Source organism: Streptomyces sp. NPDC093149, from assembly GCF_044754145.1.
In the GTDB taxonomy this organism is placed as follows: Bacteria; Actinomycetota; Actinomycetes; order Streptomycetales; family Streptomycetaceae; genus Streptomyces.
Window position 1 is genome coordinate 13009 of the sequence record NZ_JBIVON010000029.1, and the last position, 18299, is coordinate 31307.

At 66.3% G+C, this 18299-nt stretch carries 11 protein-coding genes and 2 pseudogenes; 3 read left to right on the forward strand and 10 right to left on the reverse strand.

The genetic code is table 11. The annotated features are described in order from the left end of the window. Positions 1–32 precede the first annotated feature (32 nt). The 6 genes and pseudogenes from ACIQCZ_RS38610 to ACIQCZ_RS38635 form a co-directional block, all read right to left on the reverse strand. On the reverse strand, positions 33–3116 hold the full coding sequence (locus ACIQCZ_RS38610) for a hypothetical protein (RefSeq protein ID WP_402290242.1): 3084 nt from the start codon (positions 3114–3116) through the stop codon (positions 33–35). A 356-nt stretch (positions 3117–3472) separates the two neighbouring features. Next, positions 3473–5620, reverse strand: a complete 2148-nt coding sequence (locus ACIQCZ_RS38615) for a hypothetical protein (RefSeq protein WP_402290244.1) — start codon at positions 5618–5620, stop codon at positions 3473–3475. Between the two features lie 199 nt (positions 5621–5819). Beyond that, positions 5820–6719 (reverse strand): hypothetical protein, encoded by a 900-nt coding sequence (locus ACIQCZ_RS38620; protein ID WP_402290247.1) that lies wholly within the window; start codon positions 6717–6719, stop codon positions 5820–5822. Between the two features lie 563 nt (positions 6720–7282). After that, the gene (locus ACIQCZ_RS38625) at positions 7283–8272 is read right to left on the reverse strand and encodes a hypothetical protein (protein WP_402290250.1); all 990 of its coding nucleotides are present in this window, start codon (positions 8270–8272) and stop codon (positions 7283–7285) included. Positions 8273–8442: 170 nt separating this feature from the next. Continuing rightward, positions 8443–10818, reverse strand: coding sequence for a DNA topoisomerase (locus ACIQCZ_RS38630; RefSeq protein ID WP_402290253.1), 2376 nt, complete (start codon positions 10816–10818; stop codon positions 8443–8445). 122 nt (positions 10819–10940) lie between these two features. Beyond that, a pseudogene (locus ACIQCZ_RS38635) lies at positions 10941–11536 on the reverse strand (DUF4913 domain-containing protein); the annotation flags it as partial. A 472-nt stretch (positions 11537–12008) separates the two neighbouring features. On the opposite strand from ACIQCZ_RS38635, the gene ACIQCZ_RS38640 reads away from it, so the two are divergent. Then, positions 12009–12845, forward strand: coding sequence for a tyrosine-type recombinase/integrase (locus tag ACIQCZ_RS38640; RefSeq protein WP_402290255.1), 837 nt, complete (start codon positions 12009–12011; stop codon positions 12843–12845). A gap of 90 nt (positions 12846–12935) precedes the next feature. Continuing rightward, the gene (locus ACIQCZ_RS38645) at positions 12936–13337 is read left to right on the forward strand and encodes a hypothetical protein (RefSeq protein ID WP_402290257.1); all 402 of its coding nucleotides are present in this window, start codon (positions 12936–12938) and stop codon (positions 13335–13337) included. Between the two features lie 4 nt (positions 13338–13341). Here ACIQCZ_RS38645 and ACIQCZ_RS38650 read toward each other — a convergent pair whose 3' ends face one another. Further along, on the reverse strand, positions 13342–15450 hold the full coding sequence (locus ACIQCZ_RS38650) for a CHAT domain-containing protein (RefSeq protein WP_402290260.1): 2109 nt from the start codon (positions 15448–15450) through the stop codon (positions 13342–13344). Positions 15451–15679: 229 nt separating this feature from the next. Then, positions 15680–16024, reverse strand: coding sequence for a hypothetical protein (locus ACIQCZ_RS38655; protein ID WP_402290262.1), 345 nt, complete (start codon positions 16022–16024; stop codon positions 15680–15682). Between the two features lie 487 nt (positions 16025–16511). Here ACIQCZ_RS38655 and ACIQCZ_RS38660 point away from each other — a divergent pair. Further along, a pseudogene (locus ACIQCZ_RS38660) lies at positions 16512–17069 on the forward strand (cytochrome c oxidase assembly protein). 240 nt (positions 17070–17309) lie between these two features. Here the strand turns inward: ACIQCZ_RS38660 and ACIQCZ_RS38665 are convergent. Then, a complete protein-coding gene (locus tag ACIQCZ_RS38665) occupies positions 17310–17699 on the reverse strand; it encodes a nuclear transport factor 2 family protein (protein ID WP_402290264.1) in 390 nt (129 codons plus the stop codon). Next, positions 17627–18271, reverse strand: a complete 645-nt coding sequence (locus ACIQCZ_RS38670) for a LuxR C-terminal-related transcriptional regulator (protein ID WP_402290267.1) — start codon at positions 18269–18271, stop codon at positions 17627–17629. The genes ACIQCZ_RS38665 and ACIQCZ_RS38670 overlap by 73 nt, the downstream gene beginning before the upstream one ends. Positions 18272–18299: the final 28 nt, after the last annotated feature.

Genomic DNA, 18299 nt, shown 5'->3' on the forward strand with positions numbered 1-18299 from the left:
ACCGGGTGCGTCAACCCTCCACGCTCGCCCGATCAGTCCTGCGGGTTCCCGCGCCGGCCCCGGCGGGGACCACCGGCCGGCCGCTGCTGCGGCTCCGGAGCCTCCACGCTCTGCGGGGCCGGACCGACAGCCCGGTTCGGACGGGGACGAGGCCGCGGAGCCTGCCGCGGCGAAGGAGCCGGTACAGAAGCCGACGGCCGCTGCGCCTGAGCCTGCGGGGCGGGCTGCTGCCTCGGCGGCGTCGGCGTCGAGGCCTGGATCGAACCCGGCTGACACGCTGCCTGCGTCCGAGCCTGAGTCCGCCTACCAGGCGCAGCCGGAGTCTGACCCGAAGCCGGGGCTGCCACGGGACGAGGAGCTGAAGTAGGCGCAGGGCGGCTGGTCGACGTGCCAGCTCCCAGCTGCCTCGGGGCCGGGGTGCCGCCCTGAACAGAACGCGTCGGACACGTGCTCGGAGCGGCCGGCTGTCCGGGAACAGGAACGGGAACAAGACCAGGAGTAGCGCCGCCGCTAAAGCGCTGCGGTGCGGCCTGCTGGTTGCCACCCTGCTGGTTCTGCGCCCCCTGGGAACCCGTGCCGAAGTGCGTCGGGCCCTTCTGACCGGCGACAGCCTTACGGTCTGCGCTGGTCGGAACAGGGTCGGTGCTACCCGCACCGCTCTGGCCCTGAGCGCCACGGCGGGGGCTCGACAGATCCGTGGACGAGGCCAGAACTTCACCGGGGATGACCTTGTTGCCGTCCGAGGTGTACCCGAGGTTGGACAGGCCGCCCTGGTTGCTCAGATTCAGTGCCGTCTGCTTGTCCGAGTACGAGCTGCCGGCTCCGCCATTGGCCAACTGCAGTGAACTGCCCTTGTCCTCGGGTCCGTCACCCTGACCAGGCGCACCCTGAGCACCGGCGGGACCACTGCCGCCCGGCAGAGCCTTGACGCCGGCACCGCTGCCGCCGGGACCACCACCATCCAGCACTGGGCTGTCCGGTCCATCCTGGCCGTCACCCCCGAGGGCCAGATGCTGCTGACCAGCGGTCAGCGCCATGGTGTCACCGTTCGTGCCGCCGGCGTTCGTCGACGCCGTCTTGCCTGCGGGCTTGCCCGTGCTGGGGGACGCCGGGCCGCTGGTCCGGCTGTTGAACCCGTTGGCGAGCTTGTTGCCCATGGCCATACCCGCTCCAGCCCCTGCACCCGCGGCCAGAGCGGGCATCAGCCCGCCCTTGTCCGGCTTCGGCGTGCTGTTCGTCTCGAGGAACTTGTCCACGAGCTTGGTGACCACCTCGTCCATAGCCTGCAGCACAGTCTTGCGCACCCGTAGCAGGGCGAAGGTGATGCCCGTGATCACCAGCGAGGAGATCAGAGTGAGGATGACCACGATGATCCCGCCGAGCGCAGCGCTGCCCCACAAGCCGCCCGGGCTCATGAAACTCGACACGGGTCCGACCATGATGTCCGGTACCGAGATCAGGAACTCCGAGACGAACTGGTAGATGAACAGCGTGACGAGGACTTCCAGGATCAGCGCCGTGGAGTAGACGATCACTTTGGCGATCGCCTGCAGCGCGCCCAGCGTCGCGAACGGCACGGCGGCCACCAAGCCGAAGATCCGCTTGACCGAGCCTGCCAGCATGCCGATGGCGTACCAGAAGCCGAGCAGGACGATGGAGCCCAGGACCGTGGCCGCGTTGCTCCAGTACATGAACTTCGCCGGTCCCGTGCCCACCTGGCTGACGGCCATGTGGTTCTCGCGGGTGAACCCGCTGGTGGCGTTGTTCGACGAGTACATGGTCAGCGAGCTGGGGCTGAACCCGGTGTTGAGGTAGTTGTACGCCGCCAGGGGAGACAGGTTGCACGAAGAAGGCGTCTTGCCCACCGTGAAGCCGCAGCCGCTCTTCGTCCCGGACGTCGTGAAGACCGTCGAGTCCTTAGCAGGTCTGGACGAGCGCAGGCCCGTGCCGTCGGTCGAGAACACCGGGTGATCGACGGGCTTGGGGCCCCTCTCCTCACCGAACTGCTCCACGTCGCCGTAGCTGTTCTTGTCGACGAACCAGCTCTTCTTGACATCCGAGCTCTCGTCCAGTTGCGTGATCGAGCTCTTGATCCCCGACTCGAAGTCGGAGGCTGCTATCTCGCTGCTGGCGATGTACTTGCCGATGATCCCGAAGGTGGAGAACACAGCCTTGAAGTCGTCCGAGGCACTGCCGCCGGTAACGGAGACCGTGCCGTCCTTCCACGCAGACTCGGCGTCGTTGGCCTTCGTTCCGATACTGATGCCGTTGAACGTCGTCCCGTGGGACTGCTTGTTGATCGCCAGCGCGCTCGTGCGCACCGACATCATCGCGTCCGGGCTCGCCTGGTCGCCGTTCCAGGAAACAGTGGCCCGGTCCGGAATCCCGAGGCGGTCGTTCATCATCCATGCCTCGAAGTCGACGTAGGTGCTCAGCACGACGCGCGTCGGGCCGGCGTGCTGACCGAGAACGGAGTCGTCGAACTTTCCGAGCACGCTGGAGTACATCGAGCCGACGAGCGGCAGGCCGACGCCGATGAAGACGACGCGCACGATGAGCTTCTTGATTGCCGAGCCTCGGTCCATCTTCTTGAACAGGACCAGGCCGATGAGCAGGAAGCCGATGAAGATCGGCACGAGCGCCTGCCACGCGATGTCGACGAGCAGGCCGTACCAGCCGCTGATCCAGTGCTGCAGACCCGAGAGCGCTCCGCCTCCGGTATCACCTCCGGTCATACCCTCGGCAAGAGCCGGGCTGATCGCCGCCACCGCGCTGTAGAACCACATGAAGGGGTTGATGAGCTTCAGGAACTGGATGATGACGTAGAATAGCGTGCCGACCGCCAGCGCCAGGGCGTAGAGAACCCAGACGATCGACCCTCCGATTACGCTCACGATCTGGCCGCCGATACCTGAGGACATCGTGTCCAGGCCGAGGTCAGCGTTCGCCGCCCCGAAGTGCGCGTAGTCGAGCATGCCCGAGTACTTCGCGTTGCCCTTGTCATCCTTCGCGGCCAGGGTCTCGTAGGTCACGGTCTGCGAGGACCCTGACACCTCGGCGAAGAACCAGCCCACGATGTTGCCCAAGCTGAACTCCGGGTCGGCGTAGCCGAGCATGGAACCGCCCGAGGCCGGGCTGGACGTGACCGGCTTCCAGTTCTCGTGCATGCCCTTGTCGTTCTGCGGCGAGTTCTTCTCGCTGAAGTACGAGCTCGCGTTCGAGGTCAGCTGGTAGAGGCTGTAGTTGTCGCGCTCCTTCTTGTCATCCGCGGACGCCGGCGAAGAGGCCGCCATCATGAAGACCGGCACGAGCAGCGCCGCCAGGAGCACGAGAGCGAGCCCGCGTGTGAGCCGACCCGGGCGGGCTGCACCACCGCCGTGGCCGGCCCAGGCGCGCAGCCGCGCCACCGCCGTGATCGTCCTGTTCATCGTTGCTCCTCCACTCCTCGCCCTCGTATCACTGCTGACCCCGCTCATGTCTTGACCAGCTTCTTCGGCCTGGTCTTCTCTGCTGGGCGCCTTGCGCCGTTGTCGGGCTGCCGCAGGCTCTTGCCGTCGCTGCGCCTGCTCGCGTCGTCCTGGCCCGCGTCAGCCTCACCGTCGCCGCCCTCGCTGTGCTTCCGAACACTGGTCAGGTTCGCGCCCGGTGCCGGTGCGTCGCGCATGATCGTGTCCATCCGCGCCACCTCTTCGGCCCTGGCCGCCTCCAGGCGGACCCGCCTGCGCTGGGCCTCACGGTAGGGATTGATCCCCAGCGCCAGATCCAGGTGGAAGACCACGTTGGAGACGCCTCGGCGCAGGTACGTGAGGTTCTCGCCCTTGGTTGTAATGAGCTGGGCGAGATCCGGCGGGATCCGCTGGTGCAGCTGCTTCTGGTACTCCGCCACTGTTCCGTCGCGCATCGGGCCGAAGAGTGTGTAGTCCGCGGCGTCGAACTTGTTGAAGTCGCTGTCGGCCAGCATCTTGTCGACGTCGTTGTAGCTGTAGACCACCCGGCCGCCACGCTCGTGCATGTGGTCGAACTGATCCTGGATGTACCTCTTCACCCGGTCGTCGATGTGTTCGGTGCCATGGGTGATCACGGTGTCGCCGAGCCCCAGCTTGCCAACGGCGAAGCCGACGATGTTCACCAGCTGCGCCATCGCCACGCCCTTGCCGCGGCGCATGAGCCGCGAGAAGTCGTAGACCACGCGCCGGGAGTCCCGGACTCCGTCCACAGCCGAGGCCGTGTGGTTGTTGAAGAGGTCGCCGTTCGTGCTCAGCATCGCGTTGGCGATGCCCTTGAGCACGTTGTACGCGCGCAGCTGGTCCGCGTCGGTCCTACTGGAGTTCAGCAGTGCCTTGTGCGCGGTCGCCAGGTAGGAGACGAACATCTGAAGACGTGGCACCTGGGTATGCGGGATGTTCACCACACGCAGGCGGTGCCGCTGCTCTTTGGCGTTGTGCCGCCACATACCCTGCTCGATGTAGAAGTCCGTGGCGGTGTCTTCGAGGGCACTGCGGATGATCGAGCCGACGGCACCATCGGTGGTCTCGTAGAGCTGCTCGAACATCAGCTTGAGCTTCTCCATCTGGGCGGAGAAGAGCGTCAGTTCGTCCTCCTCCTCGCCGAACATCTCGAACATGTTCACATCGCCCTGGTTCAGGTCCACGCGCGATGTGAGCCGTTCGAACGCCGGGCCGAGCTTGTCGAGGTTCGCTCCGTCAAGGACGAGGTGGACGACCTGGCCGTTGTTCAGCAGCGTGGCCTGCGAGATCTTCGAGCACCACATGTTGGCCACCCGCTGGCGGTCGAGGTACTCGCTGAGCGTGGCGTCGGCGACGATCACGTGGTGCTCGTAGGCGTCGACGTCCATGAGCACGGCGCTGTTGTTGACGTCGCCGACCATGTAGCCGACGTACTCGCCGCCCTTGTCGTTGAGGCCGTTGGTCACCAGCGAGTACGAGCCGGCCAGCTCGGTCGAGGTGAAGTGGAAGCCCTTGCCCTTCTTCTTCTCGTTGTTCTTCCACAGGCCCGAGAGCTCCTGGCGCTGCTCGCCGGCATAGGGCGCAGCCTTCAGCGTGCCGAAGCGGTCGATGTACAGGCGCGTGACCCGGTCGACCGTGTCGTCCAGGGTCGCCAGGTCGGGGGCCTTGAGGAAGAGCCGGTTGTGCACGGAGAGATAGCTCGCGCCGTCCTGGAGCTCTCCGATCGTTACCCCGAGGTCACCGGAGATCTTTGCGGCCTTGCGCTTGGAGGAAGTCGTGCCCGTCTCCTCCTGCTCGCTGGCTTCGAGTCGTTCCAGCTTCTCCGACTGCTTCGTATACGAGTCGATCCACTTGTTGTCCATCCGCCTGACCTGCTCGAGCACGATCGCGGTGACCCGGTCGTCCAGGCCGTCCGGGATCCGGTCGATGCCCCAGAAGGCTGCGAAGTTGTCGTGCGCGGCGTCGTCGTGGAAGTACGCCAGGATGCAGGCGACCGAGCTGTCGACCTCGAAGTAGTCGGAACGGAAGAGGTACTTCTCCTTCGGCTTCAGCGCGAGCAGGTGCGGATAGGCGTCGAACGTGCCCTGGAGGTGCTTGACCTCCCGGCGGCGCTGCCACCAGTTCTTTCTCGGTTCAGAGGCCTCATCGGCCACGCCGTCAGCTGCCTCAGTGCCCCGCGCGCCCTCAGCCTCAGCAGCGCCGTCCGCGCGCGGGTCATCGACCACAGATTCCGCGGTGTCATACGTCCCGTCAGGCTTCTTCCCCGGGATGCCGAGCTGTGCCCGGACCTTTGTCATCAGCGCCATGGTGTCCTTCGTTCGTTCCTGGTCGTGTCGGTCGGCCTGACGCCGTTCAGTTCAGCGACACCTTGAGACTGGGCAGTTCGTCGTCGATGCCCTGGTAGAAGACCCGCAGCATCGGCTCCACCTCCTCGCGGTAGAGCCTCGCCGCCTCCTTGATCATGAAAGTGGAGCCGCCGACCTCGGCCTGGAGGACTTGGTGTCCCTTGCGCAGTGCATCGGCGTTCTTGCCCTTGAGCAGCAGGTACTGGTGGATCGAGGGGAACTTCCCGCCCACGTGCTGCGTGAGGATGTCGTACTGCTCGTTCTGCAGCTCGATCAGGTCGGGGTCACGGATCTCCAGCGCCTGGTTGCGCCGCTCCAGGTTCGCCACCTGGTGGTGGACCCGCTGCGGTTCCTTCGTCGTGATGAAGGTGTGCTCGCAGGTCGTCTCGACCTTGCGCCAGAAGGAGTCGACCCGGTTGAGGATCTCGGTCCGGTCCTCGTCGAAGAGCAGATAGCTCGCCGAGCCGACGACCAGGTAGACCCGGCCTTCGCCGCCGTCGGAGAAGTGGATCAGCCCGTCTTCGTCGACTCCGTCGATGCCGACGATCGAGTAGAAGTCCGTCGGGTTCGAGCTACGACGGGCGAGGACATGCCGGGCTTTGAAAGGTAGATACGCCAGGAAGGCCGGCACCCGCATGATGCGCAGCTCCTTCGTCTCCATCAGCCCACCGAAATAGACGATCGCCGCCAGTCCCCAGAGGACGAAGAACGTGATGGCGACTGGGCCCGAGCTCGCGACGAACGTCGACGTGCTGAACCACAGCAGAGCGAGGAAGCCGCCGCCGAAGAAGAGCAGCTGCTTGATCGGGGAGGGCTTCGCCGCCCAACCTCCCTTGCTCAGTGTGATCTCGTGATCGAGGAAGCTCCTGTTCAGCGAACTCGGCACCTTGTAGGACAGTTTCGCCATGAACCTCTCATCTCCCCTACGATCTCAATGACCAGTGATTGCCCTATCTAAAAGGGTCTCGTATGTGAGGTGTGTGAATGGCATCCTATCTTGGATAGGGCATTCGAATCGATAGCGAAAGGCTCTTGAGTGGCGACGTGTGGCGAGTTGAACTAACGGGTCCGCCGGATGGCTGACAGGCCAGTCGCGCCGCGGGAACTGAGGTGCTCAGCCCACCGCTACCGCTTCGAATCGCGGGACGTCGCCGTCCAGGTGAGCGCGGCCAATGCATCGACTCAATCGTCCTGGTCGAGAGTCATTTGGGGCGCCGGCGTCAAGGGGTGTGGCCGGCAACGGTGCCTGTTGGGGGTGCCGCGCATCCCTGGGGGCAGTCAGTGGTGGAGAGGCCCCGCCCCGCCCGGCTATGGCGGCCGCAGGTTCTAGCCGTGGGCGAAGCGACTCACCCCACCGAACTCCGAAGCCCCGACCCAATCGAAGATGATCACGGGGCGGCTGATCGCCTGGCGCGACTTCGACGCCCAGTACACCGCCGGCGCCCTCAGCCTCAGATGGCCCCGGCCTCCCTACCCGTTGCCTCCCTCGCTGTCCCTGGGGCGTTTGCCCGGTGGCGGGGTCGCGGCGATGAAGTCGGCGCTCAGCACGTCCGCGTAGGGGGCCAACTCCTCGTGGGAGGCCACCACGGCGCGCACGATCCGGTTGATCGTGTCGGAGCGGGCCAGGCGAGCACCCCGGGCCCGGTTGGAAGACCCGGTCAGCAGCGCGCCCCGAGAGAGGTAGGTGCCGCGGGCGGGGCTGATGATACGGCCGGTGAGCGGGTCGGGCTCATACGTCCCGGCGACGGTGCACCCCACGTAGGCGTCCAGCGCGCGGGCGGCGTCCCGGTTGACGGTGACGGTGGTCAAGGCGGTGTCTTCGGCGTTCTTGGGCCGCACCTTCCAGCTGGTTCGGAAGCCCTCGTTGACCCGGTCCTCCAGGTCGAGGGCCAGGATCGTGCCGGGGCGTAGCTTTTCGTGCCCGAAGTAGCTGTTGAGCAGTAGGTAGATCAGGGCCCGGTCGCGCAGTGCGTCGCGGCCGGTTAGACGGTCGGCGGCGTGCATCATCCACCTCGGGCCGTCGCCCCTCAAGCCGGTGCGCTTGGGGTCGGTCGGCACGGGGGCCCCGGCGAGACGGGCCCGGGTGAGTTCGGTGTCGACCCCGTCGGTGACGCCCAGAGCGAGCAGGTGCTGGTAGAAGCTCGTGACGGCGGAGACCATCACGGCCCGGGTGGCGAGGGCAGCGCTCTCGTGCTCGTCAGAGATCCACGCCCCGATATTGGCCCGTGCGCAGGAGTAGGGGTCGAGCCTGTCTCCAAGGTCGCACCAGTTGAGCCAGGCGGTGGTGTAGGTGCGGTAGTGGCGGCGGGCCTCGGTGGAGAAGCCGCCGGAGGACAGCTTGTAAGGGGACCCCTCGGCGGTCCAGGTGGCGAGCTGCCGGTAGGCGTCGTGGGCATCGTCGCACGGGGCCAGGCGCTCGGGTCCACAGTCCGTCGAGTGGCGGTGCGGGGCATTCGTCACCCCAGAACCCTAGCGATCCTAAGTGTGGTAACGGACCTCCCGGTGTGAGCTGAACGGCTCCGGTCATCGTCCCCATCGCCTCCTCATGCTGTCGCTGTCGCTGCCGTGAAAAGGCGGCAGCGGGCCCCGAGGTCCGGAACCCGCTGCCGCTTGTCAGTGCCCGTCCGGCATCACTCGAACGTCGGGACGATCTTCTTCTTGCCGCCTTCTGTCTTCCAGGAGATACGGGCGTCGAAGGTCTTGCCCTGGGCCGAGACGAAGCCTGTGCCGCGGATGGTCTTGCCGGCCGCCAGGTTCTTGCGCTGAGCGTCGGTGAAGGTCACCTGGCACCAGGACCGAGGCGGCTCGTCTCCGGAGCCGAAATCAGAGGTGATCTTCTTTGCCTTCGCATCCCAGCTGACCCTGCAGCCGAAGGTCTTGCCCGTCCGCGCGCTGACGAAGTCGTCGATCTCCAGCGACTGGCCTGCCAGAAGCGCTGTGACCTCCGCTGGCGTGAACGTCCGACCAGACCACTTCGTCGGCCTGTCCGGCACCTCCAGCTGGAACCCGACGAACTTGCGGCCCCTGAAGTCGCCGACGCCGAGCGCACCGGTGGCCATGAAGGGTTTGTCCTCCTTCGACCTCGCCTCGAACGAGATCGTCTCGCCCGCGAGCAGCTTCGCCACCTCGGCATCGCCGAACGTGTGGCCCGACCAAACCTTCTTGAAGGCGACCTTCTTCGGGCCACCCGGAGCGCCCTGCCACACACCCTCGGCGCGGGCGGCGCCGACCCGCTCCTTCAGGCCCAGCTCAGCGCGCATGGACGTGGCGTTCCGCGCCATCGTGGCGATGTCCTCGCGCACCCAGTCGGCGATGACAGCCAGGCGCTCTTCGGCAGTCGCCGTCCCGGCGGCGATGTCGCGCATGTCGGCGTAGACCTTCTCGGTGAGCCCGAGATCGCCGATGCGCGTGCCGGGCAGTAGCCTCCAACTCATCTCTCCGGCCTGCGCCAGCCTGAGCTTCCGGCCCTTCTCGGTCAGCAATGGGTACTTCGCCCGGTCGTTGATGACTTCCGAGTACGTCGACGTGCGGGTTGCGCCCGTACCCACGTCACGCTTCTCCAGCTGCTTCATCAGCCACTTCATCGTCGGGTGCTCCGGGCGCTTGTTCGCGCCCTCGAAGATGAACGGCTCAGCGTTCCGGCCCAGGCCCTTGCCGGAATCGTTCCCATCGTCCTCTGCCGGGCCGTCGCCGGCGTCCGGATCGAACACGGCCCTCCAGCCAGGGCTCGTGGGCACGTTGGCGATCCCGACGAAGTCCGGGTACTTCTCCACGTGGCCCTTCTGCTGCTCGTAGAGGTAGTCCTCGGCGACCATGGCCAGGTAGTTCTTCGCGAGCATCTCGTAGATGAGCCGTCCGGCCTTGCCGTACTTGCGCTCAACCTCGTCCAGCGACGAGGGCACCTTCGGTCCCGGACGGTTCGCGCCGTGAGCGCCCTGGGGCTTCACATGCGTGGGACGGGGCCGGCGGTGCGTCAGAAGCCTGGCGTCGACGCCGGCCACTGCAGCGATCTTGTCGACCAGTGGGGCGAGGTCCTTGAACTGCTCGGGCGTGATCGTCTTGTCCTCGGTGCGCGGATACGAGACGACCTGGTCCTCATACATCTTCTGGTATGTCGACAGCGTGAGGTTCGCCTTCACGCCCTTGCCGACGAGCATCGAGGACAGGGCCGCGAGGTCCAGGAGCTTCGGAGGGGCCGTCTTCTTGTCCGCCTTGCCGTCCAGCACGACGGGGGAGGGGCCATACTGCTGCGGCACCTGGCACCGCTGGTCGAACCGCGGCTCCTCCGGCTTCGTGTACAGCACGTCGTTCTCGTCACGGAACCGGCTCTGGAAGAACGACTTCTTGACGTAGCCCTCATAGGCCTTCTGCTGGTCGCCGACGAGAGAGACCATCGCCGACTTCAGCCGGCCCTGGCGCAGCACGAGATCCTGGCCGGACCGGCGCCCCATTGCTGTGGCGATACGCGTGAACTGCATCGAGAGGAAGTCCCACTGCGAGCGGTACAGCGCCTTGCGGTAGTCGCCCTCGTCCTTCATGGACTTCACCGGCCGGCGCTGCTCGAAAGCCTGCTGGATCGAGGCCTTCGACTCGTCGGTGAACTCCATGCGGCTGAACTGCTTCCCGTGGAAGCCGAGTTCGTCGATCGCCTCCCAGAAGAGCAGATCGCCCTCGCCGGACGGATCCAGATCCGTGGCGATGACGATCTCGTCGCCGCGACCGAGCGCGGCACGCAGGGTCTTGATGACGTCCCCGACGTTCTTTTGCGGCTCGCGCTTCCACGAGAGGTCCTGCGGGTTCCACGGCAGGTTTCCCAGGTCCCACTTCTGATAGCTGTCCGCGAGCGAGGAGTCCACCATCGAGTGCGGCTGGGTGAACTCGTAGAGATGGCCCCGCAGGTTCGTGACCTCATAGGCCATGCCCTTGTAGCTGCCCTTCGACCCGCCCAGTGCGCTGGCCATGTTCCTCGCCGCGCTCGGCTTCTCTGCGACCACGATCGCAACCATGCTGACTCCCTCTCGCCATTGGCTCATAAGTGAATGAGAGCTTACGTGAAAAGGTGAGTTGAATAGGAGTTGAATCGTAGTCGCAATCCCTGTCTGCCCGTGCCCCCGGCACCGGCGGCACGTGCCGCCAGTCCCAGATGTTCGGGTGCAGGGGTGGCCAGCACGCGGTGGTTGGGCCGGGTCGGGCTCGTCGTGTGCGCGGCGAAGGAGTAGTCGGGAGCATGGAGATGAACCAGCGCCTGGTCCAGGTGGTCGCGGTGCCACGTCGAAGGACCGGACAGGCCAGCCTCGACGTCGGTGAGCTGCTGCCACGCGAGCCTCAGGGCGTGCAGCCGGGCGAGGCCTCGGGGTGTTCGTGCCGCTGCCCGCACAACGGGCGGCTCGTGCTGATCGCCCGGCTGTACACCGGGAGGTAGAGGTAGTTCACCCAGTCGCTGAGGGCGGCGAGTTCGACGCTGTACGCCTCGCCGCCCAGGGCGAGGTGAACACCGAGGTGGGGCCGTCTGCCTGCTCGGAGTCCGTTTCCGTCGCCGGAGCGTCGTCATCCGGCCAGGGTGCAGCGGGTACGGGAGCAGGTTCGGAGCCGAGGCGGTCGAGGATGACGCAGTGCTGCCTGACCTCGGACATGGTCTTGGCGAGGGTGCTGGCGAGGTTGTCGAGGTTCTCGTCGGGGACGCGGAGTGGCTCCGGGGTGGGGGGTCTTGCTGGTATCGGACATGGGTGCGTGCTCCATCTCTGGGAAGGCGACATGCCGAGGAAGGTCCGGAGAAACCGCGAATTGGTCCGGCCGGGATATCCCGGTAATGGGGCCCGTCGTGCAGCAAAGGCAACGGGGGAAGCGTGGAGCCAGCAACTGCATTGCATTGCACGGGTGGCCTGTTGCGGCGCGAAGCCGTTGCCGAGCGCGGTGAGCTGAGCCGGTCGTCCGAGCCCCGGCGTGACGGTGACCCAGCCGGGCTCCAAGCCCTTTCGTCGGGGTGCTTTGGATGGCGTGCACTGTCGCGTTGCGGGTGGGCCGAGCGGGTGCACTACAGGTTCCGTCGGTGTATCGGGCATGTCGCAGCTCGCCGGAGTGTGGGTGAGTTGTCCCTCATGGGCGATGTGATGGAGGAGTTCCGGTCCTTCCCGGTGCGGCTCCCAGCGGGGTGACGTACTGGACGGTGGTCGACTCGTCTATTGAACCAGTGCCGGTGGCGGACGAGTTCTTGGTCAACGCCCGACTGGGGCGGGATCTGGCGGAGTCCACGACACAGGCGTACGCGACGTCGGTGGCCTTGTATCTGCGGTGGTGCGCGCGGACCGGGCTCGCCTGGGTGCAGGCCACGGCCCGACTGGGCCGCTTCGTGTACTGGCTGCAGCACGAGGACGGCGGCAGTCTGGTGCGGCTGGACGATCCGGTGCGGGGCGCGCGGCGGGTCAACACCGTACTCGCGGCGGTCCGGGAGTTCATCCGCTTCGCCGTGGCCACCGGCCAGGCCGATCCGGCCGCGCTGGAACCGTTGTACGACCTGGTCCCGGATTGGGACCTGCCCGCTGACGTGCGCGGGGAGGGCCCGGCCCGGCTGCGACCACGCGCCCGGCACGGGCTGCGCGAGCCGGACTCGCTCATCGATGCGGCGTCGCCCGAGGAGATCCTGGGACTGCTGCGGGCCTGCCGCAATGCCCGGGACCGGTTCATCGTGGTGGCGATGTGGTGCATGGGCCTGCGACGCGGCGAGTTGACCGGAGTCCGACGCGAGGACGTGCACTTCGTCGCGGACGCGTCCCGGCTGGGCTGCGGCATCTTCGGCGCGCACGTGCACGTACGGCGGCGGGAGAACGTCAACAAGGCATCGGCGAAGTCGCGTCGGCACCGGGCGGCGCCAGCCGACTGGCTCACCGTGCAGGCATACGATCGGTTCATGGTGGAGCGGGACGCCTGCCGGGCCGCTCAGGACAGCGACTTCCTGCTGGAGGCACTCTCGCGCCGGGCGGCCTTGGAGCGCAAGGTTCATCCGCACATGGCCCGGCACGTTGTCTTCGCTTAGATTCCGTGTAGCGATTAGCTCCAACTGGGCTGGTGGTCTGGGTTTTTGGGCTTTGCGCTGAGCCGTGTGGTGTTTCCACTGTCAGCGCCCATGATCTTGAGTTTCTTCTCGTCCCGGGGCTGGGAGCCCTGGGACGTCGAGCATCGGCCGTTGATCCCCGAAGGGATGCCCGTGCTCGTTGACGACAGTGCACCGAGCACAGCCTCGCTCCGTGCCGACAACGCCAACCTCGCTGAGCGCAACCGCCGACTCCAGCAGCACATCCATCTCCTAGAGGAACGGCTGTCCGTGCTCCTGGGTGAACAGGCTCACCAACGCAGCGGGCTGGGCGCGCCACCGGTCACGGCAGCGCTCGAACGCGAACTTGAGGACACACGGCAGCAGAACCTGGACATGCGACGCACCCTGGAAGAACGCGAGGAGGAGCTCGGCGCGGTCCGCGAGGCATACCGACGCCTCATGGCCGACCGAAATCGGGGAACTCCGCGATAACATGCTATCCGACCCCGCGGCCTCGGATCAGGAGGCGATAGGGCTGAGTCAGGAGACTGTTAGGGCCGGTGATGACACTTCGCGCGTGATCACGCAGCTCTTCGTGGGCGTGATGGAACGCTGTCGGTAGCGAGGAACCCGTGACCAGGCTGCGATAGAACCCGGAAGCGAACGCTGCCGCGCAGGAGTCTTCTACGGACCACAGCGCGGCCACTACGGCTTTGGCGCCGGCGGCGATGAGGGCTCCAGCGATGGTCGCCTCACCGGTCTTGGCCCATGGTCCGGGCGCGGCGGCGTCGCACGCGTTGATTACGACCAAATCGACGTGTGTGAAGTCCAGGCGCGCCAAGTTGTGTGCCGTGATGGGGGTGCGGCCAAGGTGTATGGCGTTCTCTCGCGGGTCGCGCCAGGACTGCGTTCCGTGGCCGATGACGTGGAGGACTTTGTATCGCTGAGCTGCCTGTTGAAGCGTGGTGAGATCTCCGACGTTGACGGATTCCACCTGGAGGCCAAGAGCAGCCGCGATGCTCTCGACCTCCCGCCGAGAGTGGTCGAGATTGGCCCCGCTGTCCACGATAGCGACGCGTGAGGCTTCCGAGATTCGAACATCGTGCATCTCGACTCGGGACAGGCCGGTGGAGCGCGGGTCGAGGCAGACACGGGCGGTGGTGCCGGATGCGACCGCATCAACGCTCAGCTCCCAAGGGATCTGGAACAGCGTGCCCACGCAGCAGATCATTTCGTCTTCGCGTACCTCGAGACAGGGCAGCTCACGGACAAGCTGTTGAGCCGCGTCGAGTTTGGCAGACGCGGCGTTGATCACGGTGGTTATGTTGGCGAACGCCTCCGCGTTCCTTCGCCGCCGCGTCACGTCGTTGAACGCCCGCACGATGGGAAAGAAGCCCGCAGCATCAAGCTGCCCTTCATTCACGAACAGTGCGTCACGGATACCGTCAGGACCCACAATGGACGCGAACGTCTGAGGCTGTCGCCAGAGCGCCTGGTGCAGATCAGCCGAGAAGCGTGCTGTTGTACTCGCAGGGGAGTCAGTGAGGTTGACCACCCATGCACCCGTAGCACCGGAAGCCACTGCCTTCAGCCCTGCCGAGACGGCAGGGCCCTGCGTTTTGAGCTCGCGCCATTCATAGGGATGGGCGAAGAAGAGCGGCAGCAGCGCCTGAACCCACTTCTGAGGATCGGTCCACCGCGCGGGGTCGAGGAGTGAGAACGTCAGGAGGTCATCCAGATCGGCGCTCCGGGCGGCGGTCTCCCGCCATCGGCTGGCTGCCGGCATGGTCGTTGCCAGGGATGCGAGAGTCGATCGGATGGTGGCCCAGCAGTTCTGCACCACGCCAGCGAGCCGCGGATCCTGCTTGGGGGCCGCGGCGAGGCTCAGCAGATCGCTGAGAAAGACGGTCTGCAGGTGCTCGTGCGACTCCAACTCAAGGAGCGCGGTGACGAGCCAATCCGGCCAACTCAAGGAAGACGGATCGAGTTCAGCAGCCCAGGCGGCGCTTCGCAGGACGAGGTGCCATGCTTCCTCGTACATTCCGGCGCCCACCGCTTGCCGCGCGAGGCGCACCATTTCCGTGATCGCGCCCATGGACATTCTCTGGTCGCGGCGGCGAACAGCCAGCCGATGCAGCGTGTCTAACCCGGCGATGTGCATATGCATCACGGCCCGTCGGTCAGCGCCGCGTTCGGCCGCCTGCCCCTCTGAGCCGATGATGTCCAGGCCCTGCCGCAGCCAGACCTCGGCTTCACCGGCGGAATACCCGCCGCAGCGTCCGCGCGCGGTCGCGCACAGCAGGCGTGCCACAAGATTGCCAGGCTTGCCGCCAACGGCTGGCGGTGCGAAGACGGTCACAAAGGACGCCAGCGACTCACTGCCGAACGTGTCAAGAAAGACCGGATGCAGGCCGGGATCGCCGATCGCTCGCGCGCGACTGCGGGCGTACTGGACCAGTCCCACTTCCAGCTCTTCCACACTCAGCGGAGGCCGCAGCCCGTGCATAAGCGCCACGCCCAAGGCCCCGAATTCTGCAACGCCCTCGGTCAGGCCTTTGCCTATCCGCCCGTTCAACAGGTCAAGGCACTGGCTCTCGGTGGCCACGCCGCATACGGCGGCCAATCTCTGTGGGAGCAGTGCCGCGACTTGATCGAGTAGGCGTCCGGCACCTCTTCGCTCCGCGGGTTCGATCAGCTGCAGAGGAGGCAGGCGACGCAACTGCGCCAGACACTCTGATACGTCACCGGCCAAGCAGTTCGCCCAGGCCGATTCCGCAAGGGACACCGCTTCACTCATGCGAGATCCGTCCTCGTGTCATCTGGGAACTCGGACGCTATGGAAGGATGATGCGGGAGGGAACCTCGGACAACGACGCGATGATCCGCTCCAGTTCGTCGGGCGCGACATCGGCGGGAACGTCGATCTTGCTTCCTGACGCGAGCTCGATCGAGATGCGCTGCCCTGTCCTGGTCGTGCTCATTTGAAGCAGACCCGCAACCAAGGCGGTCAGGGTCGAGCCGACTGCCCCGATCACTGCGACCAGGACTGCTGTGTCGACGGCACGGAACTGCAAGGTGGACGCACGAGACTCGACGCGCAGATCTTGTGTGGCGACGCCTCTGATGCTGAGCTCGCTCAGTACCTCGCCCGCCGTCCACGAGCCGGGTTCGATGATCACGAGTTGATCCTTTCGCAGCCCTGAGGCATTTTCGCATACGTCGTCGTGTGGCGTCCCTCAAATCATGTCAGTGGTAAATGATCTGATGTGGCGCCAAGTCGTCGACACCGATCTTGGTGAGCGCGGGTTCGTCGTTAACCCGCTGGAGTACGGCAGCATCCAGTCAAATTGGTCGGGTGTTGCTGAACGCATCAACTTGTCGCGTACGGGCCAGTTCCCGGCACCTGTCGGCCACTGAGAGGCGGACAAAACCACACGTCAGCCAGCCCATCGAAGGCAAAGACCCCGATAGAAAAGCCCTCCACCCACTCCACGAAGTCGGCACGGAGCCGTCCGGCGGCGCGGGGCGGGTGAACGCCTCCCATCGGGTGATGGCTGCGGAGTATGTACCCCATCGCCGGTCTGCTCCCCGGCTCCCGGCGCCGATTCCGTCCAGAGCGGCAGGACCACCGTCGGCAAGGCCTGACACCGACCCCTACCCCGGTCAATGCTCATCGGAATGTACGTGCCCCTGGCCCTGGTGCTCGGCGCGCCGGTCACCCTGCTGCTGCGCACCTTGCCCACAGCCCGGGCCCCGGGCGCTGACCAGCGTTCTGCACAGCCGCCCGGCCCGCGCGCTCGAATACCCGGTCACCGCCCTTGTCCTGAGCACCGGTACCCTCGCGGGTAGTTCACCCCGCTGTATAACGCGACCATGAACCAGCCGGTCCTGCACTGGCTGATGCACGTGCACTTCCTCTTGGCTGGCAGCTTGTTCGCCTGGGTCATCGCCGGCCCCGACCCTGCACCGGCCAGGCCCGGCGTCCCCACGCGGCTCGTCGTCCTCGGGATCGCGGTCGCCGCGCACGCCTCGATCGCCCAGCTGATCTACGGCGGCTTCCTCATCAACGTGCACGCACCCATCGATCAGGTCCAAGGTGGCGCGCAGATCATGTACTACTGCGGCGACATCGCCGAGCTTCTCCTCGCCGCAGCCCTCGTCGCCACCTGGCGTCCCACCCGGAACCGACAGCACGTCGCTGTAGCCAGCACAGCCGCGGGCTGACCTACCCCGTACAGCACCACCATGGGTTCAGGGAGCCGAGTACGGCACCGAGTGGTCGCAGAGGAGGCTGGCCTGGGTCTCGAGGCGGGCTGGGGCGAAGGTCTGGCCAGCCAAGTGTCGAGTGGGTCCGCGATGGCGTCCTCGCGGAGGTAGACGGTGGGTTGGTCAGGATGACGCGGACCGCGGTCTTGGACCAGGCGATTCCGGACCGGTGCCGGTTGCGCTGCGGGTCGGGCGGCGCTATTCGCCGGAGCCGACTCCGGTCCATACGGAGGCGTCGAGGTAGGTGCTGTCGGAGGTGACGAGGTCGTCGGTGATGGTCCAGATCGAGCACCAGTAGGTGCGGCGGGTCGAGCCGGACTCGGTGTCGGTGAAGGTGCAGGTGCCTTCGACGGTGACGGTGTCGTCGCCGGTGTGCAGGAGGCGGGTGATCGCGGCCTGGCGGTCGGGCGCGATGACGAGGACCTCGGATTCGACTTTGTGGAACTTGTCGCGGTCGGTGATGGCGAGAACGCCGTTGACCTTGATCCGGAGGTCGTCCGGGTAGCACTGGTCGATCATGGCGTGCACGTCGGTGTTGTAGAGGTGGATGAGGCGTTCGGCCATCGCTTCGTTGGCCTGCTGGGACATGGGTGTCTCCCTCGTCGGTCACGTGCGGCGGCCGGCCGCGTCGTCGCCTTCCGCGGGGGCGGGGTTGCCGAGGCACTGGCGCAGAGCGCCCGGCGTGTGGTGCGGAGTGTCGGACGCGATCGGAGAGTTGAGGGCGTCGCGGAGGTTGAGCGGGACGTGATGCCCAGTTTGGGGAGGGCGTGGTACAGGTGGTTGCCGATGATCCGCGTTGAGAGGTAAAGCCGTTGGCCGATCTGCTTGTTCGTCAGGCCATCGGCAGCGACCCTGACGATCTCGAGCTCCTGTGGCGTCAGCCGGGGCGCGTCGGCGGCCCGCAGCTCCACCTCGGCGCGGGATGCCCCGGGCAGTGCGCCGAGATCACGGAATGTCGTGAGCACGCTGCGCAGTTGGCGTTTGCGCTTCGCCCGTCGCGCGCAGGCGGCGCAGGTGTTCGCTGTAGGCGAGCTGCACCCGGGTGTGATCGAAGGATCAGCGCCCCGTGCCCGGTCATGCGAGGGCGACCTTGAAGAGCGCCCTCGCCCGTTCGCCAGGCGTGGCGAGCGCGGCCGCGGCGGCTGCCGAAAATTGCACATGGCGACGACGCCCCCTCCCCGAGTCGAA